This window comes from Bacillus sp. FSL W8-1202 (assembly GCF_038006165.1).
Classification (GTDB): domain Bacteria; phylum Bacillota; class Bacilli; order Bacillales; family Bacillaceae; genus Bacillus; species Bacillus subtilis.
Map to the genome: position 1 here is coordinate 599,779 of NZ_JBBOUR010000001.1, position 25,230 is coordinate 625,008.

Below are 25,230 nucleotides of genomic sequence, written 5' to 3' on the forward strand. Positions count from 1 at the left end.
TCCTTTTCTGTCCTTCTTTGTTTTCGGTATTGCAGCCACATTGCTATTTAATAAGTCAATACCTCTTACGGTGCTGGCTTATTGGCATCATGTGTGACCCTTTGGATCAAAAGCTTGTATTAGCTGCAGTCCCAGTTGTACAGAACGTTTGAAAAGTCTTTTTTCCTTAGATCGTCAGGTGTGATGAAAAAATTGGCGATGCCGACGTCTCCCCACATTGAATCGATATCATCGTCTGAATCAATTTGTAAAAGCATGATGGTGTGTTCTTTATATGCGTATTCCCGTGGATCATGCTGGGTAAAAGAAGCGTATCCGCCGATTTTATGGCCAAATCCGTTTTCAGCCAGTTCATTATAAATGTCTTCTTCATCCTCGCCGAACTGACCAAAGAACTCCATTGTTTCCATGCCCGTATACTGCTCAAATTGAAAATCTGTAGGCAGCACCCATTCCGAAGATTTCACAGGCTCGACTGCCGCTTCTGATAAAATCGGAAAATCACATTCGCCTGTGCCAATAAATGAAAAATCAGAAACAAGCTCGTCTTCGTTTTCTATGATATTTTCAAAATAGATCACTCTGAAATCCTTTTGTTCACATCGATCGTCAAAATTCAATCCATAGACGTCATCATGAACAGAAATGTAGAACTGCAGGATACCTGAAGAAGGGTAGCCGTCAAGCTGGGGAATGTGCGAGAAATAATCTGTGACAGAAGCTTCATCGGCTGTCCATTTTCATCAGTCGGGTATGTTTCATGCTTGGGGAAATAGGGATCACCGGCAATTTTGCTGTCATATCGTCCTGTTTTCTCTTTTCGGACATTCAATTTCACGTATTCTTTCGCTGATTTCTCCAGCAAGTCGCGGTACGGTCTCATTTTTTCGGGCAGATGATTCATCAGATTCTCTCCTTTTCCGGCATCTCCAATTATTTTTGAAAGGTTTTATTTTCTGGTTTTCTTCGTTTCTTCTAATGTTTTTCAAACGATTGTTTAAAGAAGCCCTACTTCTGTATAATTTTCCAAACAATAGTTAAATAGTAGCAAATGTATTCAGCACCCCGCAATAGATGAAAAAAAGACTGGTGCGCAACCAGCCTTTCTTTTTCATCTATTGAATTGCACCTGACGGAACAACCGCCTTCCGACCGACAGAATAATACTCCACTCCTGAAGCCGCAGCTTCATCCAATGTGTAGCAGTTTCTGCCGTCAAATATGAGCGGCGATTCCATCAAATCCTGATAAGCCGCTAACGGAAATTGTTTAATGTCAGCCCAGTCGGTTAAAATCATGACGGCGTCAGAACCTTTGACAGCTTCCTCGATCGTCTCTTTATATTCAACAGCTTGCGGGAGAACATGCTTTGCATGACCAACTGCAATGGGATCGTAGGCTCTGATACGGGCGTCGAGCGCAGCGAGACGGTCTGCAATAACAATTGACGGCGCTTCTCTCATATCGTCCGTATTCGGTTTAAATGACAGGCCTAAAAGGGCAATCGTTTTTCCCGTCACCCCGCCGAGCCTGTTCAGCGCTTTATCAACCAGCATCGCCTGCTGATTGTTATTGACTTTGATAACCGATTTCAGCAGTTCAAAATCATGCTCGACATTGCCGGCAATTTGCACGAGGGCGTTTGTGTCCTTTGGAAAACAAGAGCCGCCGTAGCCTATACCCGCTTTTAAAAACTGGCTCCCGATCCGCTTATCCTGTCCCATCCCGTATGCGACTGCTTCAATATCGGCGCCGACCTTTTCACATATATTCGAAATTTCGTTTATAAAACTGATCTTAGTGGCCAGAAAAGCATTTGAGGCATATTTGATCATCTCGGCGCTTCTGATATCCGTTTGGTAAATCGGGATTTGAAACGGACGGAAGAGCTCCTCCAGCGTATTTGCTGTTTTCTCATCGGCCGTCCCGATCACGATCCTGTCACCATGAAAGGTATCATAGATCGCCGACCCCTCACGCAAAAATTCCGGATTGGATGCAACCGAAATACTGACAGGCTCCGCTAGATGTTCAGTGATCAGTCCATTAATCAAATCGTTTGTCCCAACGGGCACTGTGCTTTTCGTTACCACGACTGTATCTCGTTTGACATGCTTTGCGATGCGTTTGGCCGCATCTGTAATTTGCTCCAGATTGGCGTGCCCATCGCTTTTCTGCGGTGTGCCGACCGCTATAAAAATGATGTCTGCCTGTGCCAAGCCTTTCTCATAGCTTTTTTCAAAGTTCAGCCGTCCATCAGCTGTATTTTTTCTCATCAGCTCTTCAAGACCTGGTTCAAATATGGGGGAAATGCCCTTTCTCATTTCATCAATCTTGTGAGCGTCAATATCAATGCAGGTTACATGATGTCCAATCTCAGAAAGAGAAACACCTGTCACAAGACCGACATAGCCTGTTCCGATGACTGTTATATTCATTGTTTCCCTCCAACAGTTAAATTGCTGCTTTGCAGCTTCCGTAATATCGTATGAGAACATCCTATCATGAATGCGAATGATCTCCCGCATAGCCTGTCGGGTACAGCCTGTACAGATTTCTGAAATGTGATTCAACCATACAATACACTATTATATCGCTCTCAAAAAGAAAGTGGTGAAATGAGAATCGGCTGTTAAAAAAGACCAAACAATTTTCTTCTTTTGACCGGCTGCGGAGGCTGTCTGAAGATGGTCTGATTCCGCAGGAGAAGCTCTGCATTTTCCGTCAGCATATAAGGAAGTTCCGAGCCGAATTCTTTCTCTAGAACATAAAGGGCCTCTTGAGTGTGAAAATTTCTCGTTTTCACATTATGGGCATCTGAGGCTACGAAATGGATCAAATTGGCTTCAACCAGCCGGAGAGAAAATGCTTTCAGCTGCTTGCCGAAGGTCCCCGCAAGACTTCCTGAAGTAATCTGAGATGCTGCTCCTTTTTCCACAAGATGATACAGCAAGGACGGGTTTTCGCGAATTTCCCTGTTGCGTTCAGGATGGGCGATAACCGGAATATATCCTTTCAGCTGCAAATCATAAAAAAGCTGCTCCGCATATCGGGGAACGTGATCAAACGGAAACTCAATCAAGATGTGTTTTGTATCATTCAGCGAAAGCAGCTGCTGTTTGGCAAGGTCTTGTTCCACCTCGCCGTAGATTCTGATTTCCTGTCCCGGAAGCACATGTAAAGGAATGTCTTCTTTGATTAAACGTTTGTTTAACTGATCTGCTGCTTCTCTGACTGCAGCTGGCTCGTTTTTATACACACCGTTGTTATGATGAGGTGTCGCAATGATCGTCCGGATTCCCTGACGAACAGCGGCTCTTGCCATTTCTATGCTGTCGGCCGAATCACCTGCCCCGTCATCCATTGCGGGAAGAATGTGACAGTGAATATCGATCATGTCCTAGCCCCCTTTTTTCGCAAAAATAAATAACGGGCACGATGCACGTTATTTATTTTGCATGAAATTGTCCTTGTTTCCGTAATATCCGTATTCAGAGTGCTTCGAAAGCTTTTTGCCGTTCATAATCGCCCCAAGAAGCTTGCTTTTGCACGTTTCAAGCGCCTCTTTCGCTTTTGCGGCTTGTTCTTTTTCTGTTTTCCCGCTTGAAATAACCAGAACAGAACCGTCTGCCACGTTGCCTAAAATCTGTGCATCTGCTACGGCAAGAATAGGCGGCGTATCAAAAATGACCATATCATATGCCGCACACGCTTCGTATGCAAGCTCCTTCATCCACTTCGAGGAGAGAAGCTCGGCCGGGTTTGGCGGGATCGGGCCGCTCGTCAGCACGTCAAGATGTTTTTCATTCGATGCCTGTACAGCCTGCTCCATAGAGCTTTTCTTTAATAAAACAGATGTTAAGCCAACCGTATTTTCAAGAAAAAAGGCCGTATGTACTGTTGGTTTTCGCAAATCAGCATCAATCAGGAGCACTTTTTTTCCCTGCTGGGCGAATACGACAGCCAGGTTGGCGGCCGTTGTTGATTTTCCTTCTCCGGGACAAGCCGATGTGATCATCACTGATTTCATCTGGCGGTCCACTGAAGCAAATTCTATATTCGTGCGAATCGTCCGATATTGTTCAGAGTTCAAGGATTTCGGCTCTGTCATTGCAATGACATTTCTCCGCATCCGCGAGTCTCTGCTTTTTCTAAGCGCCAAAATGTCCACTCCCCGTTTTTTCAGATTGGAAACCCTGTAAGGTCTTTGCTGTTTTCTGCTCATTCGCAATGGTGGAAACTGTCCCTAAAACAGGTATGTCCAGCAAGGATTCGAGCTGCTCTTCCGATTTGATCGTATTATCCAAATGCTCGAGCAGGAAGGCCAGTCCGATGCTTCCCGCCAATCCGGCTGCAAACGCGATGGCAATGTTTAGTAGCGGCTTTGGCGATACAGGGGACGGATGTTCTGAAACCTCGGCTTTTGACAGAATGCTGACATTGTCAACATTCATAATGGATGTGATTTTGTCTTGAAAAACAGATGCTATAGTATTGGCAATATGAGCCGCTGTTTCCGCGTTTTCATCCCTGACTGATATGTTGACCACTTGGGAGTCCTGTTCGCTGGATACGGTAATTTTGTCATTCAGTTCTTGGGATGTCATCGACAGGCCCATTTCTTTAATGACTTCATCTAAGATGGCAGGACTTTTAATGATGACATTGTACGTATTGATTAACTGAAGATTGGTTTGGACATCGTTAAATTGAACTTCTTTTCGTTCATTTTTCGATTGGTTGACCAGAATCTGAGTTGAATTTTCATAGATGGGTGTAAGTGCGAAGAAACTAATGAGTCCGCCGGCAGCAGTGGCAGCTGCGGTTACAATCATAATCAAAAGTATGCGTTTTGTTAACGTTGATAATATCTCTTTTAAGCTTGTAGATTCTCCCATGATACCTCCAAATCTCTTATAACATCCTTTTCCATCTACGATTATACAACGTTGAAACCGCATTTCTCCAGCTTTTCACGTGACATAATTCGACATTTTTTCACAAAACGAAATGTTACTCTTTTTTATGTAAGCGCTATATTTACTGTGTTGACAGCGCTGTCTCATTTTCTCTTATTTCGTGCAGTCACGTAACCTCGCATAAAAAAATCCCGCAAAAGGCGTGCGGGATTTTTATGTTGCATATCCATTTTTAATATGAGAAATCAAATTTTCAAGCATTTCCTTCGTCGTCATCTCAGATGACTGCTCACCAATTTCATGTGCATGCATCAAAATTTTCAGAAATTCTTCTTGATTCAATTTCTTTTCACTCATCTTTTTTTTCCTTTCAGCTTCCATTAAGTTGAAAACACGATTATTATATGATGCTGGTTATCAATTTGCAATCTCTAATACATCATTCGACACATCCCATTTTTTATGTCCTTTTTTAGGAAAAACTTTTTAAGGCCGATGTGTTGCGATATAATAGAGAAATTGGATCTTTTTATTACGTGACTCGGTTAGGAGCGATAATCATGCTTCAGAATATGATTTCCAAAGACGATGTGCTGGCATATGCTGAACAGTTAAAAGAACTTCTTCCTTACAATGAGGAAAATGTTCAGCTGATCAAAAAAGCCCTTATTTTATATCGGCAGGATTCAGTCTATCGTTTACAAGCAGTGAGTCCGACGGAAGTTACGGCTTACGTGCAGGATGTTGTGCCTGTGCGGGTCACATTGAACTTGTTTGTCATAGTCAAAAGCGGCTGTTCATGTCCGTCCGGAAGAATCTGCCGCCATATGCTGGCTGTGTTTTTATATGTATATGCAATGTTCGAGCGAGTGGGTACTTTTACAGAGTATTGGCTCGAGAGGGAAAAGCTTGAGGAAAGCAAAGAGCTCGTCCGCCGCCAGTTTCAGGAAAAGGTGCTGCCTAATGAAGAATCGCTTTCAAGCTGGCTTGCTTTTTTTGATTCAGAGTTTTCTCTCTGGCAGGCACGTACGCCGGAAGGCAGCCAAAACATGCAGGGCCTCTATTACGGCTACCTGTCCGCATTAAAAAAACATGCGCCGAACAAGCCGGAGCTGAAAAGCCTGTACCAGATTCATTCCGCGATTGCGGTTTGGCTTCGCATGTTCACATTGATTGAAGCGGGCAAGCTGAACCCCGAACAAGATTTTTATTCCCTCAATCCGTACGTTGAACAGCTGATGGATACAATCTACAGCTCTATTGATAAATTAAAAACGTACGCGCTGTCTTTTGCGCTTGATCCGTTTTTGGATAAAACACCGGATGTTATCCGACCTTTGCTGTTGAAAGAAGAAATTTTCCAATATGAACGCATCCGCGTCTTCGGTGAAATTTGGAGTGCGCTGCTGTCGCGGCCAAAATGGGTGGCACGTGAACAGGAGATATTGAAAAAAGAAGCAGGACGGCGTTTTTCTCCCGAATTGCAATTCGGGCGCCTGCATTTGGAATTCCTGCAAAAGAATGATGACGTTATTTTTGCGGAAGCGGATCAATTCCCGCCGGAAGCGCTCCCTTATACGTTCCAATGGCTGAGTGAAATGACTGCCAAGAAGGACTGGAAACGGCTTAAAACATGGTACCAGCAAATTGAGCCAATTGCGATGGGTTATACGAAGCTGGATAAGCCGTTTAAAGAGATTCGCGATGTGATCGGCGAGCTGTTCCTTCTGTTGAATGCCTATGTGCAGCAAACCAATGATCAAGCGCTGTTTGAGCGCTTTGCCGCGGGCTGTCTGCCGTATACGTTCACAGAATACAGCCATCATTTATATGAAAAAAAACGCTATGCCGAGTGGATTGAAATTCATAGCCTTGTCGGCTTTTCCATCAATGAAATGGATAAAATGATGCTCAAGGAAATTGCAGCGAGCGACCCTGAGGCGCTTATACCGGCTTACCATAGAGAAGTGGCTTTTTTCATTGATCAGAAGAACCGCAGCTCGTACAAGGAAGCCGCCCGGTATTTGAAAAAATTGCGCACCCTGTACAAAAAAGCGAAAAAGCAGAAGGTGTGGGAGCGGTATATTCAGCTGCTGAGCTCGCATTACAAGCGCCTGCGTGCGCTTCAAGAAGAACTGCAGAAAGGAAAGTTGATTGATGGCGAGTCTTAAAGAAATTCTCATCCACGTCGAACAAATGGAAGATGGGTCATTTACGCTCTCAGCCTTTGATGAGAATGAGCAGCCTCTTCCCTACAACCATATGAAAAAGCATTTGTTCCAATGGCATGAATCCTCATTTTACGGAACCTTTCTAGAGGATGTCAGCTTCATCGGGACGACTGCTGTCCTGCTATCTCCATGGATGACTGTAGAGCTTCTCGGCAAAAACTCGTTCAACTCATTCAGCTCCGTGCAGCTTACAGAAGAAACAGAGCCGCTGATCGAGGCGGCCTCGACCATCTATGAATTTATCGCGGACGGCGATTTTCTGCCTGACTATGACGCATGGACAAACGGTGTTTTTCGCTGGAAGGACCGCGATAATATACTGGAGGGCTTTACTGCGGAATGGTTTTCCGCTGCCGTACAGGATTACATCCAATACGACGATGAACTGCGGGAGAAATGGGAACATATCAAGGAGAAATCGCCTGCGGTTACGTCATTCCGCGGCCATTTTCTTGATGAAGAGGATTTTCTGGAAGGCATTGGCTGGATTGACGACCAATCTCCATTTACTGTCGGCTTGCGCTTAAATGAACCGGACTTTGACGGAGACGATTGGAAAATTGAGATGTTTTTACGTGATAAAAAGAGCGGTGCTGTAGAATTTTTTGACAGGCTGAAGAGCCTCAAAAAATCGTGGCAGGCATACAGCGATAAAATCGCGCGTGAGCAGGACCGCTTTCACAGAACGGTTCCGTGGCTGTCATTTGATTCCGGGACAACGCTGATCTCGGAGGAAGAAGCCTGGATCTTCCTGTCAGAAGCAAGTGAGACGCTTGTCGATATGGGGGTAGAAATCCTCCTGCCGTCCTGGTGGCAGATTGTCAGAGACAGCAACATGATGCTGAAAGCAAAGGTGTCTTCCTCCCCGCGTGGAGAGTCATTTGTCGGCATGAATGCACTGCTTGATTTCAACTGGCGGTTTGCGACAAATGGAATTGAACTGACTGAGGATGAATTTAATGAGCTTGTCGCCAGCAACAGGCGCCTTGTTAATATCCGCGGGCAATGGGTTAAAATCGATCCGCAGTTTATCAAACAGATGAAACGCCTGATGGAAAAAGCAGAATCAGAGGGACTCCACATGTCTGATATTCTGGCGCGCGAGCTAATGGATCAGCAGGATGGCGGACTTGAGGATTCGGATCTGATTGATACATCCGCTTTCGCCGGCATTCAGTTTGATCTGTCTAAACAGCTCAGGTCACTGATTCGAAAGCTCACTGCCGCGGAAAACCTGCCGGAGCACGAAGTCAGTCCTTCTTTCAAAGGAACGCTCCGCCCTTATCAGAAATACGGCATGAACTGGCTGCTGTTTCTGCGGGAAAGCGGTTTTGGCGCCTGTCTGGCTGACGATATGGGGCTTGGGAAAACGATTCAAATGATCGCCTATTTCCTTCACGTGAAGGAAAGCGGCCGGCAAAAAACGCCTCATTTGATTATTGCGCCGACATCCGTACTTGGCAACTGGCAGCGGGAGCTTCAAACCTTTGCCCCTGATCTGTCTGTCGCGCTCCATTATGGGCCGCGTCGGCCAAAGGGGGATGATTTCGCCGCGCATTATGAAAACGCAGACGTGGTGCTCACTTCATACGGTCTGTCACATGCAGATACTGAAGAGCTTTCTTCTGTGACATGGAACACGATCTGCCTTGATGAAGCGCAAAATATTAAAAACGCGCATACGAAGCAATCACGCGCAATCAGGAAGCTGAAGGGGCTTCACCATATCGCGCTGAGCGGCACGCCGATGGAAAACCGGCTGACTGAGCTGTGGTCCATTTTTGACTTCATGAATAAAGGCTATCTCGGCAGTTTGACCGGCTTCCATAAACGCTATGTGCTGCCGATCGAAAAAGACCGGGACGAAAAGAGAATCGGACAGCTTCAGCAATTAATCCGGCCATTCCTTCTCCGCCGGACGAAACGGGATGAAGAGGTCGCGCTTAATCTTCCTGAGAAGCTGGAAGAAAAAGAATTTATCCCGCTGTCAGCCGAGCAGGCATCCCTTTATGAGCAGCTCGTCAAAGACACTTTTGACCATATGACATCACTGACCGGCATGCAGCGAAAAGCGCTGATCCTCAGCATGCTTGGACGGCTCAAGCAAATATGCGATCATCCCGCGCTTTATTTAAAGGAAGAGCAAACCGAGCTGCTGGCCGGCAGATCAGTCAAGCTCGAAAAATTGCTGGAACTGATGACAGCGATCCGCGCCCAAAACGAAAGCTGCCTGATTTTCACGCAATACATTCAGATGGGGAACATGATGAAGCGGCTGCTTGAAAAAACGTTCGGGGAACCTGTGCAATTTTTAAATGGGAGTCTCTCCAAGCAAGAGCGGGATACACTCGTTGAGAAATTTCAAAGGAAAGAATATCCGACACTGATTCTTTCACTCAAAGCTGGAGGCACCGGACTTAATTTGACCGCCGCCAATCACGTCATCCATTATGACAGATGGTGGAACCCGGCGGTTGAAAATCAAGCGACTGACCGTGCATACCGCATAGGCCAGGAGCGCTTTGTCCACGTTCATAAAATGATTACGACGGGAACAATCGAGGAAAAAATTGATGTCATGCTTGAATCCAAGCAAACCCTGAACGATCAAATTATCCAAAGTGAAAACTGGATTACCGAGCTTTCCACACAGGAGCTTGAAGAACTGTTTACATTAAGCGCAACAGCGCAATAATCATGACTAAAAAAGCTGGCTCTGAAAGAGCCAGCTTTTTTCCGTTCATAGCCGTCACGCCGAATTTCCAAAAAATCCGTTACGCCGGTTATCAACAGGATGCGCTTTTGTGGCAGCACATATACCTACAGCAAATGTTTCATCATATGTGCGACACCATGTTCGTCATTGGTTAAGGTGACAGCATCGGCTATCGATTTGATGTCTTCCCGGGCATTGCCCATCGCTACACCTTTTCCCGCAGCCTCCAGCATCGATTTGTCATTTAAACTGTCACCTACAGCAGCGGTTTCCTCGAGCGGAATATTCAGCTGTTTTGCAAGCCTCTTCAGCGCCTGCCCCTTGGAAGCTTTTCGGGAAGAAAGCTCAAAGTTGTGCTCAGCCGAACTGACAAGCGTCAAATCTTCGGCATGCTCATATCTTTTCCAGCCTGCCTCAAGCTTTTCTTTGAAGAAAGAAAAGCCGAGAATATTATAAAAATCGATTGGCTGATCGGCTTCAAACAGCTCTTGAAAGGAGTTAATGTAAGCAAAGCCCGATTGGCTGTATTGCACCTCGGCCGCCTGCTTAAGGACAGAAAGATCCGCTTCCGGATTTGCGCTTCTGAATCTGTCGAGCTCAACATCAAGAAGTTCTCTGCCGTTTTGCGGTGTATAAATCGCTGAACCTGTGAATACCTCATAATAATAGTTTTCCGACTCAAGCCATGAGAGAATGTCATACGCCCGTTTCTTATCAATCGTTTCGTGATGATAAAGCCTGCCGTCGGGATCGTGAATGACGGCGCCGTTTGCACTGATGACCCATGTTTTGATCCCCAGCGGTTCAAAGATTGACATGACGTCAAAATGAGCGCGCCCAGTTGACACCACCACTTCAATGCCATCCCGCTGCGCCTGCCGCAGTGCGTTTTCATTTTCCAAGCTTACCTGATGCTTGCTGTTGAGTAAGGTTCCATCTAAGTCAATCGCAATTAATTTCACGTTTGTCAGTCCTTTCCTTCATCCTGTTCTGTCACGAGAAGCTCAACGCCGTTTCGGTCAAGCAAGTCACAAAATGCCTGATTCGGCAGCCTGTCTGTAATCAAGAGGTCGATTTCATTCAGCTCCGCATACTGATAAAAACTGGTGCTGCCCAGCTTAGAATGGTCTGCAAGCGCGATTACCTGCTTTGCCTGCTGTATCATTTTCCGCTTCACCATGCCATCCTCTTCATGCGCAATTGTAATGCCATGTTCGGAAATGCCGACCACACCAATCAGCGCTTTATCAACATGGTAGCTTGAGAGCTTTTCAATCACAGAGGACCCGTACAGAAAGCGGTGCTCCTTTTCCAGCTTGCCTCCCAGCAGATAAATTTCAATTCCCTCTTTATCGGACAGCACATCCGCAAGATTAATCGAATTGGTGATTACGGTACAATCAACCGCATTCAAATGCTTTGCACATGCCTGAACAGTTGTAGAGGCGTCTAAAATCACCCGGTCTCCATCATGAATAAGCGATGCTGCAAGCCTGCCGATCTTATTTTTTTCCTCAGACACTGTTTTCAGGCGGCCGGAATAGCTTTGAATTTTCTGATGCACAGTCGGCAAAATGGCGCCGCCTCTTGTGCGGATGATGGCATTCTGTTCCTCAAGTTTCACAAGATCTCGCCGCGCTGTATCCCTTGACACTTGCAGGAGCGTACAGATCTGCTCCGTTGTAATTCGGTTATGCTGTTTTAAAAAATCCAAAATCGCTACTAATCTTTCTTCTTGGTACACGCCCTCATTCCTTTTCTCAGCAATCATTTATAAGTAATTATAAGTTTTTGTTTAATTTTATTCAACATTAATAAGTGATTTTAAGTAAAAATGCGTCGAGAGAACCAATTTTTCCTATGTAGACAAAAAGAAAGAACCAGTCTGGTCGACTGGTCAATTTTGAGGGGATGATGCGAAGATTCGGATAATGGTGAATGGAAAGATAACGGGAGGAGCAAGGGGTGTCAATCAGCAGCTTTTTCCCGGGGTTTAGGGTCCATAAAACGAACAGTGTCAGCCAACACTTCTGTTACATACACGTTAACGCCTTCCTCGTTTTCATAGCTTCTTGTCTGAATCCGTCCGCTTACGCCGACGAGAGAACCTTTTTGGCAATACAACGCCGTGTTTTCAGCTGTTTTTCTCCAAAGTGTGCAATTGACGTAATCAGCTTCGATTTCACCTGAAGCATTCTTGAAGCTGCGGTTCACCGCGAGCGTAACATGTGCAACTGCCGCACCGGCGGAAGTGTAGCGAAGATCAGGATCTTTTGTAAGACGTCCGACAAGCATGACCTGATTGAACATGCGATTCCTCCTCTCCTTGCGGTTGTATGTATTGTAAATGATGCAACAAGAAAAGAAAAACGCTTAAAAATGGCTTTCAGCCTCTGTTTTTATCTTTCGTTTTCATTTTTCCTTCAGCTAAAAACATCTTTTGCTTTTTTCCTTTGAAGAAATATGTACTTTTTAAAAAACAGAAAAAGATTTGCTTTGTCAGCCAGTTTTGCGTATTCATGCGCACATAGGAAGAGCCATCCCACGCAAACCACTGAAAGCTCAATTTTTTTCCGGCATTGACAGCTTGATTTTATACTGCTCCATGCCATCTTGTGTTTCGTATAAAAAACTTATTCTTCCTTTTTTGTTCAGATGAACCTCAAACACTTCTTTACGGCTTAACATATATGTTACTTCCTTTTGAATCAAATGGCTTTCAGAAGGAGCGCCGTCAATATAAATTTCTTTTAAACGAAATTGATTCATACCACATCTCTCCGTAATCCATAGTCAGTTACAGTATAATGAAAAAATAGAAATTATTAAATGTTTCGCTCATACAAAATTCTTTAGCCCCAGCATTGCAGGATTTTTTCCTCGAAAACGTTTATGTTATAATGGAAGGCAAGAAAACTTTGGAAGTAATCGGGGTGAGAAGAAATGAAAACCTTTAAACTGGTTGACCTGAATGTGGAACGAGTGGACAAGGAAGAACAATCAATCGAACAGTTTCCCCTTATTGACGGACTGATTATAAATAAAGAAGACGGTGAAAATCACTGGCTGATTGAGGCGCTTGTACAGAAAGAACATCTGTCTTTTTTTGAACAGCTTCAAAACAGCCAATCTGAAGCCAAAGTATTTGTAACGATCACGAAAAAAAGCAATCGCCCCGCCCAGCTGACAGCAGCAGTGAAAAATATCGTCAAGCTGGAAGAAAGCATTCAGGTTTTACTCTACGGACAAATGGTCACAAGAAAACAGCAGGGCACTGAAACCATTCTCGAGTCCCTTGTAAAAGAGGGCTATACAGGAACAAAACTCATTGAGGCATTTAAGCAAAAATTATAAATATGAGGGGGCATGTTCCCCAAAACAGACTCAGAACCGAAGAGCATCACAATAGGGGAGTGTAATATTAACTGTGTAAGTAAGGAATGCGTACGGTTCCTTACTCACACAGTTTTTTATTTGATAGAATAATAAGTATAAAGCTAAAGGAGTGGTTTCAGTGGGGAAATTGAAAAGAGATCCGAACTCCGTAGAATTAGCTAACAAGATTATCGAACAGTATCAGCCTAAATCAGTAGAAGATATGCAAGAAGCATTAAAAGACATATTTGGTCCCATGTTTGAGTCAATGCTAAAAGGTGAAATGAATCACCATTTGGGCTATGAATCCAATGACAAGGGAGAAAAAGAAACAAGAAATAGAAGAAATGGATATGGCAAAAAGATCGTGAAAACAACGGCAGGAGAAGTTGAAATTGCAGTCCCCCGTGATCGTGATGGTTCATTTGAACCGCAGTTGATTCCAAAGCGTAAAAGAGATGTATCCTCTATAGAGGATAAGGTCATTTCGATGTATGCCAGAGGAATGTCACAACGAGACATTTCTTCCACGATAGAAGACATCTATGGCTTTTCTGTATCTCATGAAATGGTATCCGACATTACGGATACTGTACTTCCTAATTTAGAAGAGTGGCAAAATCGTCCCTTAAGTAACTGTTACCCTTTTGTGTTTGTCGATTGTCTTTACACAACCATTCGTAATGACTATGAAACGAAGAAGTATGCCGTTTACACAATACTAGGATATACCATAGAAGGTAAAAAGGACATTCTAGGTTTGTGGTTGAATGAAACGGAAAGTAAACATAAATGGATGCAAATTTTTGATGAAATCAAATCTCGTGGTGTAGAAGATATCTTCTTTCTCTCAATGGATGGCGTTAGTGGTCTGGAAGAAGGAGCACGTGCGATTTTTCCTGATGTGACCGTACAGAGATGTATTGTTCATTTAATTCGAAATTCGATTAAGTATATACCAAGTAAAGACTACAAGCCTTTTACTGCTGCCTTAAAGAAAGTGTATGGAGCTCCAAGCCTTAAGGCTTGTCACAGTGCATTTGAATCTTTTGAAAAGCAGTGGTCTACGTACCCTGGAGCTGTAGACGTATGGAAACGAAACTTTTCTCATGTGGAACAACTTTTCGATTATGGTGGTAATATTCGTAAAATCATGTACACTACAAATGCCGTTGAAAGTATCCACTCTAGCTTTCGAAAAGTCACGAAAAAAGGAGCATTCCCCCATGAGAATGCCCTATTAAAAATATTGTTTTTACGAACAAAAGAATTAGAAAAGAAATGGGATGGTGGACGCATCCAGCAATGGGCTATGGTCATGAATCAACTATTAGTTCATGACCACCTAAAGGAACGTGTGAAGAAATATCTAGAATAACTTACACACTTTTCTTGACAAGCCCAAAAAAGCTGCCGTTTTGAACGGCAGCTTTTCTCTGCGTGCTTTCACTCTTGCATATATGGCCAAAAGAATCAACCAATTCCCCTTTCACAACGAGGCGCCCTTCGGTTTTGACCGCCTTGTCACATGTGATTAACGTAATCTCCTTTTTGTTTGTCTCCTCAACTACATCTGCATCCATTTCCGATATGATGTCTTTCGATGTTACAGAATAGATATAATCCTTTTTAAAATCCGTGATGACAATTTGGGCACCTGTTTTTATGTTTTCCAGAGGTCCGAACAGAAGATTCTTTTGCTTCAAATGATGGCCCGCCAACGGATAATTTCCCTCACCCATTTTTTGATCCCGGCGCATTGTTGCCGCCCCTATCAAAAGATTTTCATTGGTTGTGCCTTTTACGATCGGAAGCTCCAGATCGACACTTTTAATTGTTATCCGCCGCCTTGATTGTGAAGTAAAAATAAGTATATTTCACGTGCTTTCGACGTTCTCCACTTGACTGGAATGCTTTAATGGCGATCCCGGCATCTGTAGCTTCAGGCTTTCCTTCAGAGGAATCAGAAATCTCAAACTCTATTTTCTCAGTGTTCAGCACATAACCGGCTGGCGCTTTCGTTTCAACAAAAGCGTATTGTCCCGGTGCAAGGCCTGAAGCTGTGACTTGATGATGCCGGATATGACTGGTTTCGAAGTCTGTATGAAAATTCGCGAACGATTCAGCATGGTTGATCTTCCGGTTCTGATCATTACAGCTGCCATTATCGGCCATGACAAATACAAGGCTTTTCATGCCGGAGCGAATGACATTTTGCAAAAACCCTATCATTACTCTGAATTTATGGCGCGTATTCAAAACCTGATAATGATGAAACATACAGCAAATCAAGCCACAAGAATGGAAATGGCGTTTCTCCAGTCGCAAATCAAGCCTCATTTTCTTTATAATGTATTAAACACGATTATTTCTCTCACTCATTTGGATATTGAAAAGGCCCGGGAGGTAACAGAGGAATTTACCAACTATTTAAGAATGAGTTTTGACTTTCAAAATACATCAGCCATCAGTTCCTTCAGACATGAGCTTTCGATTATCAATTCCTATCTTTCTATAGAAAAGACGCGATTCGGTAATCGGCTTGAGGTTCTTTTCGATATAGATGAAGACATTGACTTTATCCTTCCGCCTTTAATGATTCAGCCCTTGGTGGAAAATGCCGTTCTTCACGGTGTCAGCAAGAAAAGAGGCGGAGGATGGATCAAACTGACAGCTAAAAAACAAAGCAAAAATGAGTATCACATCAAAGTAGAGGATAACGGTCCCGGGATAACTCCGGAAAAACAAATAGATCTCTTATCAACGGATTTTGATCGCAGCGTCGGATTGAAAAATATCAATCAGCGGCTGAAACATTTTTGCGGAAGCGAGTTGATGATCAGCAGCACTCCGGATGCAGGCACCTCTGTCTCAATGCTCATTCATCTCGCTGAAACAACAGGAAGCCCTAAAGAACTGAAGGACACAGAACGAACCTAAACGAAAATTGAGATAAAAAAAGACACCGTTTCTAACGGCATCTTTTTTATTCCGGCGACTTTGCTTGCTGCTTCAGCAGGTCTCTGATTTCTTTCAGCAGCTCCTCCTGCGCATCCACCGCTTCCTCCGCAGCCTCTTCTTCTGCTGCTTCTTTTTTGCGCCTTAACCCATTCAAAGTCCGAATGACGATAAAAATGGAGAACGATATAATTAAGAAGTTCACAATCGTCTGTATAAAGCTGCCATACTTCACTACAGCATCGCCAAACGTAAACGACAGGCCTGAAAAGTCAAGCCCTCCCAGCAGCAAACCGACCAAAGGCATAATGATATCATTTACTAGAGATGTGACGATCTTTCCGAAAGCGCCGCCTATCACAACACCAATCGCAAGGTCTACGATATTCCCCCGCATGGCAAAGGCTTTAAATTCATTCCACATACAATCACCTGCTTTTCTATATTTGTAAAGAAAAAAAGACAAATGTGCCGCTGGCCATCTGCCTTTTTTCAATTATTCTCCGAGGGCAAAAGTCAGTTCTACTTCGCAAACGACTTCGCCATCAACTGTGGCAACGCCTTTTCCGCGCCCGATTGTGCCGCGGGCACGAATGATTTCAACCTCAAGGTGAAGCTGGTCACCAGGCTTGACTTGTTTTTTAAAGCGGCAGTTATCAATGCCTGCAAAAAAAGCCAGTCTGCCGCGGTTTTCTTCTTTAATCAGCATCGCAACAGCTCCGACTTGAGCGAGTGCTTCTACGATTAATACGCCGGGCATAACCGGGTACTGAGGAAAATGTCCGTTAAAGAACTCTTCATTAGCGGTTACATTTTTATAGCCTTTTGCCCGTTTGCCCTCTTCAACTTCCGTAATCCGATCCACAAGCAAAAACGGATAACGGTGAGGAATAATTTCTTTAATTTGCTGAGTATCAAGCATTGTCTTGACATCTCCTTCATCTGCATTAGTATGTATAGCAATCATCAAAGATCCAATCTGTACATTTGAAAAGTATATTATGAATTAATCTCTTTTTCAACCGCGCTAAAATGTAACCAACTGTCAATGAGAGCCGTCAAAAGTTATGATATGATAATTATAGATTTTACCAATAGCAAAGAGGTAGGAAAATGATTTCGAAGTTTATTGAAAAAAGAATGCTAAACATGTTAGACGAGTGGTATTCCGCAATGAGCAAACGCAAAATGAATCACGTTTGCACACTGAAAGAGAAAATTGACCAACGCCTTCCGAAGATCAAAAAGAACACAAAACTTTGGATGCGTTATCAATTGTTTCAGGCCCGCCATCAGCTGCTTTTTGAAAACCAGAACGGACTCGATTCATTGTTCGATGACCTATATGGCCTGGAAGACAAAATGGATGATGAATTGAAATATTATCTGTATTTTTTCTCTGGGTTATACGAGATGGTAAAAACAGCTCCGAAACATGCAGTACATCATTTTAAAAAAGCTGAACAGTACCTGGCCGCCATTCAAAATACGTTTGAAGCCGCTGATTTATATTATCAAACCGCCGGCGCCTATTACTTGATGAAATCACCGCCGCTTTCCATCCAATACGTCAAAAAGGCATTACACATCTATTTGCACCAATTCGGCTATATCAAAAAGGTAATCACCTGTAAACTTTTGCTCGCCGTGAATTATATTGATCAAGAACGCTATGAAAAAGCTGAACAGCTTTTCAAAGAAATCATTAAGAAAACCCAGCAACTACATGACGAAAACCTGCTATGCCATGCTTATTATAACCTTGGCTTTTTAAAAGCGACCGAGAAAAAAGACCAGGAAGCGCTTCTTTACTTTAGGAAAGTATTAAAGAATCAAGAATTTGAAATGAATTCACCAGTCTCATATCTTCATTGTGTGTACGAGTCTGTCAGAGCGCTTTTTAAAACAGGGAACATCACAGAAGCTAAAGCCGTCCTTCAAAAAGGAAAAGAATTATCTGAAAAGGTAGACATTCAAACCATTTATTTAAAATTAAAAACGCTTGAAGCCCTCTACACATCAGCCGAAGACCCTTATGAGCAGCTGCTCGAATATGTGCTTGAATTAGAAAAAATCGAGGCGTGGGTGGATTTAGAAGTGCTGTTAGAAGATATTACGGAATACTACAAAAAAAAGGACGATTTCGAAAAAGCCGCTTTTTTTATCATGCGCGGCTGATTGAAAAACGCCCATTTTCTTATTATCTGACTGAATTGATTAAACCGAGCATTTGATCTCCCATTGTGATCGTTCTGCTGTTCAGCTGATATGAACGCTGGGACGTGATCAAATCTGTCATTTGTTCTGAAATATCGACATTGGACATCTCAAGTGAGCCCTGCTGCATGCCGATGTTTTGTCTATTAGCGCCGTTTAGCTCTTCAAAAGCTGCCGCATTATCAATAGAGAAAAGGTTATTCCCTTCGGATTTCAGCTCTTGAGGGTTATTCACTTGGACAACGCCAAGATTAAACCGCTGAACCGCGTTTCCGTCAGATGCGGTTAAGGTGCCGTTCTTATTGATGGTGATATTCTTCATTGAGCTGTCGATGTTCACTGTATTGCCGTTCTCATCAAGTACGGGATACCCATTTCCAGTGACGAGCTGCAGCTGGTTGGCATTCGCAGCAGACGGCGTTACATACAGCGCCCCGTCCCTCGTATACTGGCGGTTTCCATTTACATTTACCTGAAGATACTGGTATGGAGACGTAAATGCGATATCCAGATCGCGATCGGTCTTCTGAATGCTTCCTTGATCAGAGACCAGGCGTGAATTCATCATCGCTCCGACGCCAAGGCGTAAGCCGGGCGGCGTTTTTCGGGCTTTTGCCACTTCCTCGTTTTTTTCATCAACCTGATCGAATTGCTGTCTGACAAGCTCAGAAAAATTCGTATCTTTTGCCTTATAGCCGGTTGTGTTGCTGTTTGAAAGGTTGCTGCTGATTGTGTCAATCTGCTGCTGCAGCTGGTTTAAGGTTGTTGATGCCGTTAGCATTGACCTGAGCATAGTTGATGTCCCCCGTTTTTTCTTCCGTTATCTTAAATTTTTCCAATTTCATTTGCTGCTTTATCCATACTTTTATCGTAAGCCTGAATAACCTTCTGATTCGCCTCAAACGATCTGTACGCTTCAGTCATTTCTGTATAGGCGCTTGTCACATCCACGTTTGAAAGCTCTGAGACGCCTTGTTTTAATGAATAGGCTACCTGATTATTTCCGGCTGCGCTTGGCAGATCATTACCGTCCGCCGTGCTGTACAAATCATTTCCGTCCCGTTTGAGATTGCGGACATCTTCCGCCATTCTGACATCAATCTGGCCGGCTGTGCGTCCGTTCGTTGTCACAGTACCGTTTTCAGACACAGTGAAATTCTCATTATCAACAGTGATTGGCTGGCGATCCGTCGATAAAATAGGGCGTCCGTTGATCGTCAGCTGATTGTTCTCGTTTAGTGAAAATGTGCTGCTTTTTGAATAACGGATTCCATCCGCTGTTTGAACAGGATAAAAAAGAGCAGCTTTTTCATTGGTTTCCGCATTCATCGGAACTTGATTTTCAACCAATGCAATGTCTGTAGGCTGGTCTGTGGACTTCAGGCTTCCCTGTGTAAAGAGAGGCTTAAGCTCTTGCATATATACTCCGGTATTCACGGAACCGATTTCCGTCCTCGATGTCCCGGCCGGAGATTTTGATTCTATTCTGCTGAGCAGCATCTCAGGGAACGCGCGCATCGAGCCTTGATCAGCTTTATATCCTGATGTATTTGCGTTAGCAATATTATTTGAAAGCATTTCCGTTCTTCGCTGCTGGGCAATCATAGCGGATGTTGCTGTATATAATCCTTTTAACAAATTTCCCACCTCTAAAAATGGCATTTTTTCCAGTTGTCATATAGGAACATTCGTTCTATAATAAAAACTCAGTATTTTATCCTATTATCGTCATTTAACATCTTTTCGTGAAGGCTTTTTCATAAAAAAACCTCATTCTTTTTCAGAATGAGGTTTGTGAAATCAGCTTAGTTTGCGTTTAGGAAGCTTGTCCATATTATCAAGCATGACACCTGTGCCGATGGCTACGCAATCCATAGGATTTTCAGCAACGAGGACCGGTACCTTCAGCTCTTCAGCAAGCAGCTGGTCAAGGCCGTTTAAGAGCGCGCCTCCGCCGGTAATAATAACGCCGCGGTCAATAATATCAGCAGAAAGTTCAGGCGGTGTTCTTTCGAGCACTTGTTTCGCAGCCTGAACAATAACAGCGACAGATTCACGAAGGGCTTCTTCAACTTCTTTACTGTTTACTGTAATTGTTCTTGGAAGACCGGAAACCATGTCCCGTCCGCGAATGGAAATTTCCTCGTGACGTGCGTCTGGGAAAACAGTTGCGACTTTAATCTTAATATCCTCCGCAGTACGTTCGCCGATCAGCAGCTTGTACTCGCGTTTGATATAATTTAAGATTTCCATGTCAAACTTGTCCCCAGCCATTTTAATAGAAGAGGAGGTGACAATATCGCCCATTGAAATAACCGCGATATCCGTCGTCCCGCCTCCGATGTCTACAACCATGTTACCGCTTGGCTGGAATATTTCCATACCCGCGCCGATAGCGGCAACTTTAGGTTCTTCTTCAAGGTACACATGTTTCCCGCCGCTTTTTTCTGCAGCTTCTTTGATTGCTTTTTGCTCAACGGATGTAATATTCGTCGGGCAGCAAATGAGCATGCGCGGCTTTGAGAACAGGCCTTTTACATTCAGCTTGTTAATAAAATGTTTCAGCATTGCTTCTGTTACTTCAAAGTCAGCAATAACTCCGTCTTTCAGCGGGCGAATCGCAACAATATTCCCAGGTGTACGTCCAACCATTCGTCTTGCCTCTTCGCCAACCGCCAGCACTTTGCCGCTGTTTTTATCAAGTGCAACAACGGAAGGTTCATTCAGAACAATTCCTTTACCTTTAACATGGATCAGTACATTTGCAGTACCGAGGTCAATACCAATATCCCTTGCAAACATCTATTTATATCCTCCTTGAAAATCTGTTTCACAGTAAATATCCACATTGTGCCCTAATTATATATATTATCATAAAATATAGAAAAAAAGTTGGAAGCACAATAAGTTCTTTACAAATTTTTGCGGATGTTTTATGAACGATTTCAAGAAGGCAATGCCAGGTGATTACGATTGCTGAACAGGCTCTCCTTCGAGAATTTCATCTTTTTTATATTTGAGCTTTGTCGCTTCTCCTCCTCTTAAATGCCTGATGGATTTATGATAATCGAGTATTTCTTTCACTTCGTTTGCCAAGTCGGGGTTAATTTCAGGCAGACGCTCTGTTAAATCCTTGTGTACTGTACTTTTGGAAACACCAAATTCCTTCGCAATGACACGAACGGTTTTCTTTGTCTCCACGATGTACTTCCCTATCTTGATTGTTCGCTCTTTGATGTAATCGTGCACACCACTCGACCTCCCTAAAATGGATGTGAGAAGTGTGAAATGAGATCCGTATTCTGTAAAGAGTCGTTCATTATGCCGCTTCTTCGTTGTATGGTTTTAAAAGTAAGTTTGTGAAATATGCCCACGATCCCTCACCTCAAACACTCTCTTTGTTAGGTTTGTAACAGTGTATTAGCATTCTTTTGGGAATATGCTAAAAACTCAATAAGGACAAGGGGTGAAACGAACTTTTTCAGATTCAGCAAACTATTTCGCGTCACTAAATTTTCATCTTTACAACTATCGATCGCTCCTGTAAAATGAAATAAGCAATTAGTTACTTAGGTAAGTTTTTTAGAAGGAGACCGACATGTCCTACGTCAACAGACACCTCATTCATCAAATCAACCAAAGCGCCCGCCTGATTGCCAAGAAAGCCAATGAACAGCTAGAGCCATTCGGCCTTTATTCATCTCAATGGTCAGTTTTATATTGTTTGCGTACGATCGGACCAATGACTCAAAAAGAGATTTGGTCCTATTTAAATGTGGAAGCGCCGACTGTGACTCGGACGATCAAACGCCTGGAGGAGAACGGCTGGGTTCAGAGACGGCAAGGTGAAGACAAACGGGAAAAACTTGTTGTCCTCACAAAAGAAGCCGAGAAAAAATACGAAGAAATCAATGTGAAAATGCTGAAATTCGAGGAAGAGCTGCTTGCAGATTTCCGGGATGAAGATAAAGAAGCTTTTTCTCATTTATTCCGCATGTTTTTACAACAATGAAAATAAGGAAGTGACATACATTTGAAAAAAGCGGATGCGATATGGACCAAGGATTTTATTATGGTCCTGCTTGTCAATTTATTTGTGTTTGTGTTCTTTTATACATTTTTAACTGTATTGCCGATCTATACACTGCAAGAGCTTGGCGGCACAGAATCACAAGGCGGGCTTTTAATCAGCCTGTTCCTTCTGTCTGCGATCATTACACGGCCTTTCTCCGGAGCCATCGTTGAGCGTTTCGGGAAGAAAAGAATGGCGATTGTATCAATGGCGCTCTTCGCCCTATCATCTTTTCTGTATATGCCGATTCATAACTTTTCCCTGCTGCTCGGATTGCGGTTCTTCCAAGGGATTTGGTTCAGCATTTTAACGACTGTTACAGGTGCAATTGCCGCTGATATTATTCCAGCCAAACGGCGCGGTGAAGGGCTTGGATACTTTGCCATGTCTATGAACCTCGCTATGGCGATCGGGCCTTTCCTTGGCCTGAATTTGATGAGAGTGGTAAGCTTTCCTGTATTCTTTACAGCCTTTGCGCTGTTTATGGTTGCGGGCTTACTTGTTTCGTTCTTGATAAAAGTGCCGCAAAGTAAGGACAGCGGCACGACTGTATTCCGTTTTGCGTTCTCGGATATGTTTGAAAAGGGCGCACTCAAAATTGCGACGGTCGGTTTGTTTATTTCTTTCTGTTATTCAACAGTCACATCATATCTGTCTGTATTCGCCAAATCAGTTGACCTTTCGGATATCAGCGGATATTTCTTTGTTTGTTTTGCGGTGACAATGATGATTGCACGCCCGTTCACAGGGAAATTGTTCGACAAAGTCGGACCGGGCATTGTCATTTATCCATCAATCCTGATTTTCTCTGTCGGACTCTGCATGCTGTCCTTCACACATAGCGGCTTAATGCTTCTGCTTTCAGGGGCGGTTATCGGTCTTGGCTACGGATCAATCGTTCCTTGCATGCAAACATTGGCGATTCAGAAATCTCCGGCTCACCGCTCCGGTTTTGCGACGGCAACGTTCTTTACCTTCTTTGACAGCGGAATTGCTGTAGGATCGTATGTATTCGGATTGTTTGTAGCATCTGCCGGCTTCTCTGCCATTTATTTAACAGCGGGGCTGTTCGTTTTAATTGCTCTGCTTCTCTACACGTGGAGCCAGAAAAAACCTGCAGAGGCTGAAGGAAAAGTGTCTATTGCAGAATAACTTGTCAGACTGCCGGGAAATCCCGGCAGTCTTTTTTCCATTAAAACACGGCGCCCTCTCGGTTGAACGAGAGAACGCCGCTTATAGCAATTATTCAATGACAGGCCGCGCAGGTGAATCAGGATCTAACGAAAAATCATAGGACGCTTCATCACGAAACATCGGATCGGCATATATGGATTGCTGATCGTTTTTTGTTGCTTTTCGATACGAAGAAAATGAATCATATTCTTTCTTTTTCCACATCCATATGCCGTCTTGATCCGCTTCCTTGTGGTACACGTTATGATTGACCGTATTACCTTCGTTTTCTGTAAAGTCGTTTCCGATAAATAATCTGGAATCACCGGCCGTCAATATATTCTTTTCAATTGTGTTGTTTTTCGTATCGTACTGCAGCAGCAGCTGTCCGCCGTACAGTCCCTTTGTGTCATTCCGGTACATAATATTGCGTGCAATCAGAGAATTGCTGGTGCCGCCCCGCTTTTTGTCATATCCTCCGATTGAAATACCGGTGTACGCATTGTTGTACACTTTGTTGTCTGTGATCTGAATGGCATTTGCATACTTTCCTTTGTGTTCAGACGTTGCTTCAATCCCAATATCGTTATCGTAAACTGTGTTGTTCTTAATTTCGATATCGTGTCCTCCATCGACATAAATCCCGCCCGCTGAGTATTCATCTCCATAAGCAGGATTGCCGTAAGTCGAGTTTTGATAAACTGTATTGTTTTCTACGACTCCGTTTCGCACGTAATCGTTTTTATCCGCGGTTCCCTCATAACCAATTAGATCAATCCCGATGTTATTATTGTTGCGGACCACATTGCCTGCAACTGTGAAGCCGTCGATATTACCGTTCAGCACAACTGCTTCACTCGCTCCAAGCGTCAGTTTCTCAACTGTATTGTCCTCGATTCGGATGTCTTTCATGCTGCCTGTCCCATAAACTGCGATTCCGTGAGCATTTCCTTCATCCGCTGTTGTCTTAATCCCCCGGATGTGATTATCCTTAATGGCGATATGACTGCTGGACCCTGATACATAAACCCCTATAGCAGTTGCTTCCTCAGATGAAACAGAAAGATCTTGAATTGTTAAACCGCTGATGGCAATGTCATGTTTATCGTGAATACGAATAAGCGGTGTTTCATATTCAGCGTTCGCAACGGATTCACCGCTAATCACGACGTTTTCATTTTCATAGTTTCGGAATGTGATAGGCTTTCCGTCCGTACCGCTGTGCTTTACATCAAGGGTCTCATGATACGTGCCCTCCCGAATCATGACAGTTGTGCCGGCAGCAGCCTTCTCAGATGCGTGTGCCAATGTACGAAACGGCTTTTCTTTTGTTCCTTCATTTTGATCACTGCCATTTGGCGAAACATACAGATAATCCCCAGATCCTTCCTCATTCGCTTTTGTCTTATCATAAACGAAAGCGAGGATGACAGACGTTAAAACACCCGCCAAAAGAATAAAATACCATTTTCTCATTTTCGATTCCCATTTCGTTTTAGAATAGATTTCTAAAACCATTATAAATGTTCTATTTATGGAAAACCATTTCAAAAATATGAAAATATACCG

24 protein-coding genes and 4 pseudogenes are annotated in these 25,230 nt (G+C 43.5%); 8 read left to right on the forward strand and 20 right to left on the reverse strand.

Annotated elements, in window-relative coordinates; translation table 11 throughout:
• Positions 1–119 precede the first annotated feature (119 nt).
• From NSQ09_RS03015 to NSQ09_RS03040, 6 genes and pseudogenes are all read right to left on the reverse strand, one after another.
• Positions 120–904 (reverse strand): annotated as a pseudogene (locus NSQ09_RS03015) (YwqG family protein).
• Between the two features lie 211 nt (positions 905–1,115).
• The gene (gene uglF / locus NSQ09_RS03020; RefSeq protein WP_017696585.1) at positions 1,116–2,438 is read right to left on the reverse strand and encodes a UDP-glucose 6-dehydrogenase UglF; all 1,323 of its coding nucleotides are present in this window, start codon (positions 2,436–2,438) and stop codon (positions 1,116–1,118) included.
• 194 nt (positions 2,439–2,632) lie between these two features.
• Positions 2,633–3,397 carry a tyrosine-protein phosphatase gene (locus NSQ09_RS03025; RefSeq protein ID WP_014481136.1) on the reverse strand — a complete coding sequence of 255 codons (765 nt, stop codon included), beginning with the start codon at positions 3,395–3,397 and terminating at the stop codon, positions 2,633–2,635.
• Between the two features lie 48 nt (positions 3,398–3,445).
• The gene (ptkA, locus tag NSQ09_RS03030; RefSeq protein ID WP_015714839.1) at positions 3,446–4,162 is read right to left on the reverse strand and encodes a tyrosine-protein kinase PtkA; all 717 of its coding nucleotides are present in this window, start codon (positions 4,160–4,162) and stop codon (positions 3,446–3,448) included.
• Positions 4,152–4,898 carry a protein-tyrosine kinase activator TkmA gene (tkmA, locus tag NSQ09_RS03035; protein WP_003227811.1) on the reverse strand — a complete coding sequence of 249 codons (747 nt, stop codon included), beginning with the start codon at positions 4,896–4,898 and terminating at the stop codon, positions 4,152–4,154. Before tkmA ends, ptkA begins: the two co-directional genes overlap by 11 nt.
• Positions 4,899–5,132: 234 nt before the next feature.
• Complete coding sequence (locus tag NSQ09_RS03040) at positions 5,133–5,276, reverse strand: hypothetical protein (protein ID WP_003242876.1); 144 nt, start codon at positions 5,274–5,276, stop codon at positions 5,133–5,135.
• A gap of 203 nt (positions 5,277–5,479) precedes the next feature.
• Between NSQ09_RS03040 and NSQ09_RS03045 the strand changes: the two genes are divergently transcribed.
• Both NSQ09_RS03045 and NSQ09_RS03050 read left to right on the forward strand, forming a co-directional pair.
• Complete coding sequence (locus NSQ09_RS03045) at positions 5,480–7,090, forward strand: SWIM zinc finger family protein (protein ID WP_017696584.1); 1,611 nt, start codon at positions 5,480–5,482, stop codon at positions 7,088–7,090.
• Complete coding sequence (locus NSQ09_RS03050; RefSeq protein WP_014481139.1) at positions 7,077–9,845, forward strand: DEAD/DEAH box helicase; 2,769 nt, start codon at positions 7,077–7,079, stop codon at positions 9,843–9,845. The genes NSQ09_RS03045 and NSQ09_RS03050 overlap by 14 nt, the downstream gene beginning before the upstream one ends.
• Positions 9,846–9,970: 125 nt before the next feature.
• Here the strand turns inward: NSQ09_RS03050 and ywpJ are convergent, their stop codons facing one another.
• From ywpJ to ywpG, 4 genes and pseudogenes are all read right to left on the reverse strand, one after another.
• Positions 9,971–10,828, reverse strand: a complete 858-nt coding sequence (gene ywpJ / locus NSQ09_RS03055) for a phosphatase YwpJ (protein WP_017696583.1) — start codon at positions 10,826–10,828, stop codon at positions 9,971–9,973.
• A 5-nt stretch (positions 10,829–10,833) separates the two neighbouring features.
• A complete protein-coding gene (gene glcR / locus NSQ09_RS03060) occupies positions 10,834–11,610 on the reverse strand; it encodes a transcriptional regulator GlcR (protein WP_003244075.1) in 777 nt (258 codons plus the stop codon).
• A gap of 224 nt (positions 11,611–11,834) precedes the next feature.
• Positions 11,835–12,176 (reverse strand): single-stranded DNA-binding protein SsbB, encoded by a 342-nt coding sequence (ssbB, locus tag NSQ09_RS03065; protein ID WP_003227798.1) that lies wholly within the window; start codon positions 12,174–12,176, stop codon positions 11,835–11,837.
• A 76-nt stretch (positions 12,177–12,252) separates the two neighbouring features.
• Positions 12,253–12,635: pseudogene (ywpG, locus tag NSQ09_RS03070) on the reverse strand (DynA interaction protein YwpG).
• 174 nt (positions 12,636–12,809) lie between these two features.
• On the opposite strand from ywpG, the gene NSQ09_RS03075 reads away from it, so the two are divergent.
• Positions 12,810–13,220 carry a YwpF-like family protein gene (locus NSQ09_RS03075; protein WP_003227794.1) on the forward strand — a complete coding sequence of 137 codons (411 nt, stop codon included), beginning with the start codon at positions 12,810–12,812 and terminating at the stop codon, positions 13,218–13,220.
• 151 nt (positions 13,221–13,371) lie between these two features.
• Entirely contained in the window at positions 13,372–14,619 is a 1,248-nt protein-coding gene (locus NSQ09_RS03080) for an IS256-like element ISBsu2 family transposase (RefSeq protein ID WP_031600262.1), read from the forward strand.
• A gap of 1 nt (position 14,620) precedes the next feature.
• Here NSQ09_RS03080 and NSQ09_RS03085 read toward each other — a convergent pair.
• Positions 14,621–15,085 (reverse strand): annotated as a pseudogene (locus NSQ09_RS03085) (class A sortase); the annotation flags it as partial.
• A gap of 73 nt (positions 15,086–15,158) precedes the next feature.
• Positions 15,159–15,311: pseudogene (locus NSQ09_RS23065) on the reverse strand (prealbumin-like fold domain-containing protein); the annotation flags it as partial.
• 33 nt (positions 15,312–15,344) lie between these two features.
• On the opposite strand from NSQ09_RS23065, the gene NSQ09_RS03095 reads away from it, so the two are divergent.
• The gene (locus NSQ09_RS03095; protein WP_026113665.1) at positions 15,345–16,181 is read left to right on the forward strand and encodes a sensor histidine kinase; all 837 of its coding nucleotides are present in this window, start codon (positions 15,345–15,347) and stop codon (positions 16,179–16,181) included.
• A gap of 46 nt (positions 16,182–16,227) precedes the next feature.
• Here the strand turns inward: NSQ09_RS03095 and mscL are convergent, their stop codons facing one another.
• On the reverse strand, positions 16,228–16,623 hold the full coding sequence (gene mscL / locus NSQ09_RS03100) for a large conductance mechanosensitive channel protein MscL (protein WP_021445844.1): 396 nt from the start codon (positions 16,621–16,623) through the stop codon (positions 16,228–16,230).
• A gap of 72 nt (positions 16,624–16,695) precedes the next feature.
• Positions 16,696–17,121, reverse strand: a complete 426-nt coding sequence (gene fabZ / locus NSQ09_RS03105) for a 3-hydroxyacyl-ACP dehydratase FabZ (protein ID WP_003221796.1) — start codon at positions 17,119–17,121, stop codon at positions 16,696–16,698.
• A gap of 191 nt (positions 17,122–17,312) precedes the next feature.
• On the opposite strand from fabZ, the gene rapD reads away from it, so the two are divergent.
• Positions 17,313–18,377: an aspartate phosphatase RapD gene (gene rapD, locus NSQ09_RS03110; RefSeq protein ID WP_341030567.1), complete on the forward strand. Its 1,065-nt coding sequence runs from the start codon at positions 17,313–17,315 to the stop codon at positions 18,375–18,377.
• A 22-nt stretch (positions 18,378–18,399) separates the two neighbouring features.
• Here the strand turns inward: rapD and flhP are convergent, their stop codons facing one another.
• From flhP to NSQ09_RS03135, 5 genes are all read right to left on the reverse strand, one after another.
• Positions 18,400–19,209 carry a flagellar hook-basal body complex protein FlhP gene (gene flhP, locus NSQ09_RS03115; RefSeq protein WP_014478212.1) on the reverse strand — a complete coding sequence of 270 codons (810 nt, stop codon included), beginning with the start codon at positions 19,207–19,209 and terminating at the stop codon, positions 18,400–18,402.
• A 32-nt stretch (positions 19,210–19,241) separates the two neighbouring features.
• Positions 19,242–20,054, reverse strand: a complete 813-nt coding sequence (flhO, locus tag NSQ09_RS03120) for a flagellar hook-basal body complex protein FlhO (protein WP_341030568.1) — start codon at positions 20,052–20,054, stop codon at positions 19,242–19,244.
• A gap of 162 nt (positions 20,055–20,216) precedes the next feature.
• Entirely contained in the window at positions 20,217–21,218 is a 1,002-nt protein-coding gene (gene mbl, locus NSQ09_RS03125) for a cell shape-determining protein Mbl (protein ID WP_003227776.1), read from the reverse strand.
• A 165-nt stretch (positions 21,219–21,383) separates the two neighbouring features.
• The gene (spoIIID, locus tag NSQ09_RS03130; protein ID WP_003221804.1) at positions 21,384–21,665 is read right to left on the reverse strand and encodes a sporulation transcriptional regulator SpoIIID; all 282 of its coding nucleotides are present in this window, start codon (positions 21,663–21,665) and stop codon (positions 21,384–21,386) included.
• A gap of 14 nt (positions 21,666–21,679) precedes the next feature.
• On the reverse strand, positions 21,680–21,790 hold the full coding sequence (locus NSQ09_RS03135; protein ID WP_010886628.1) for a protein usd: 111 nt from the start codon (positions 21,788–21,790) through the stop codon (positions 21,680–21,682).
• Between the two features lie 224 nt (positions 21,791–22,014).
• Between NSQ09_RS03135 and NSQ09_RS03140 the strand changes: the two genes are divergently transcribed.
• Both NSQ09_RS03140 and NSQ09_RS03145 read left to right on the forward strand, forming a co-directional pair.
• Positions 22,015–22,428: a MarR family winged helix-turn-helix transcriptional regulator gene (locus tag NSQ09_RS03140; protein ID WP_003227771.1), complete on the forward strand. Its 414-nt coding sequence runs from the start codon at positions 22,015–22,017 to the stop codon at positions 22,426–22,428.
• 21 nt (positions 22,429–22,449) lie between these two features.
• Positions 22,450–23,640 carry an MFS transporter gene (locus NSQ09_RS03145; protein ID WP_003227769.1) on the forward strand — a complete coding sequence of 397 codons (1,191 nt, stop codon included), beginning with the start codon at positions 22,450–22,452 and terminating at the stop codon, positions 23,638–23,640.
• A gap of 90 nt (positions 23,641–23,730) precedes the next feature.
• On the opposite strand, the gene NSQ09_RS03150 is transcribed toward NSQ09_RS03145, so the two are convergent.
• Positions 23,731–25,137, reverse strand: a complete 1,407-nt coding sequence (locus NSQ09_RS03150; RefSeq protein WP_341030569.1) for a right-handed parallel beta-helix repeat-containing protein — start codon at positions 25,135–25,137, stop codon at positions 23,731–23,733.
• Positions 25,138–25,230 lie beyond the last annotated feature (93 nt).

Excerpts from the sequence above, each read along its gene's own strand:
- uglF (WP_017696585.1), bottom strand. The coding sequence starts at position 2,438 with ATGAATATAACAGTCATCGGAACAGGCTATGTCGGTCTTGTGACAGGT.
- ssbB (WP_003227798.1), bottom strand. The coding sequence starts at position 12,176 with ATGTTCAATCAGGTCATGCTTGTCGGACGTCTTACAAAAGATCCTGAT.
- fabZ (WP_003221796.1), bottom strand. The coding sequence starts at position 17,121 with ATGCTTGATACTCAGCAAATTAAAGAAATTATTCCTCACCGTTATCCG.
- NSQ09_RS03025 (WP_014481136.1), bottom strand. The coding sequence starts at position 3,397 with ATGATCGATATTCACTGTCACATTCTTCCCGCAATGGATGACGGGGCA.
- mscL (WP_021445844.1), bottom strand. The coding sequence starts at position 16,623 with ATGTGGAATGAATTTAAAGCCTTTGCCATGCGGGGGAATATCGTAGAC.
- NSQ09_RS03095 (WP_026113665.1), top strand. The coding sequence starts at position 15,345 with ATGAAAATTCGCGAACGATTCAGCATGGTTGATCTTCCGGTTCTGATC.
- NSQ09_RS03040 (WP_003242876.1), bottom strand. The coding sequence starts at position 5,276 with ATGAGTGAAAAGAAATTGAATCAAGAAGAATTTCTGAAAATTTTGATG.
- NSQ09_RS03045 (WP_017696584.1), top strand. The coding sequence starts at position 5,480 with ATGCTTCAGAATATGATTTCCAAAGACGATGTGCTGGCATATGCTGAA.
- NSQ09_RS03050 (WP_014481139.1), top strand. The coding sequence starts at position 7,077 with ATGGCGAGTCTTAAAGAAATTCTCATCCACGTCGAACAAATGGAAGAT.
- NSQ09_RS03150 (WP_341030569.1), bottom strand. The coding sequence starts at position 25,137 with ATGAGAAAATGGTATTTTATTCTTTTGGCGGGTGTTTTAACGTCTGTC.
- NSQ09_RS03075 (WP_003227794.1), top strand. The coding sequence starts at position 12,810 with ATGAAAACCTTTAAACTGGTTGACCTGAATGTGGAACGAGTGGACAAG.
- flhP (WP_014478212.1), bottom strand. The coding sequence starts at position 19,209 with ATGCTCAGGTCAATGCTAACGGCATCAACAACCTTAAACCAGCTGCAG.
- NSQ09_RS03140 (WP_003227771.1), top strand. The coding sequence starts at position 22,015 with ATGTCCTACGTCAACAGACACCTCATTCATCAAATCAACCAAAGCGCC.
- rapD (WP_341030567.1), top strand. The coding sequence starts at position 17,313 with ATGATTTCGAAGTTTATTGAAAAAAGAATGCTAAACATGTTAGACGAG.
- mbl (WP_003227776.1), bottom strand. The coding sequence starts at position 21,218 with ATGTTTGCAAGGGATATTGGTATTGACCTCGGTACTGCAAATGTACTG.
- tkmA (WP_003227811.1), bottom strand. The coding sequence starts at position 4,898 with ATGGGAGAATCTACAAGCTTAAAAGAGATATTATCAACGTTAACAAAA.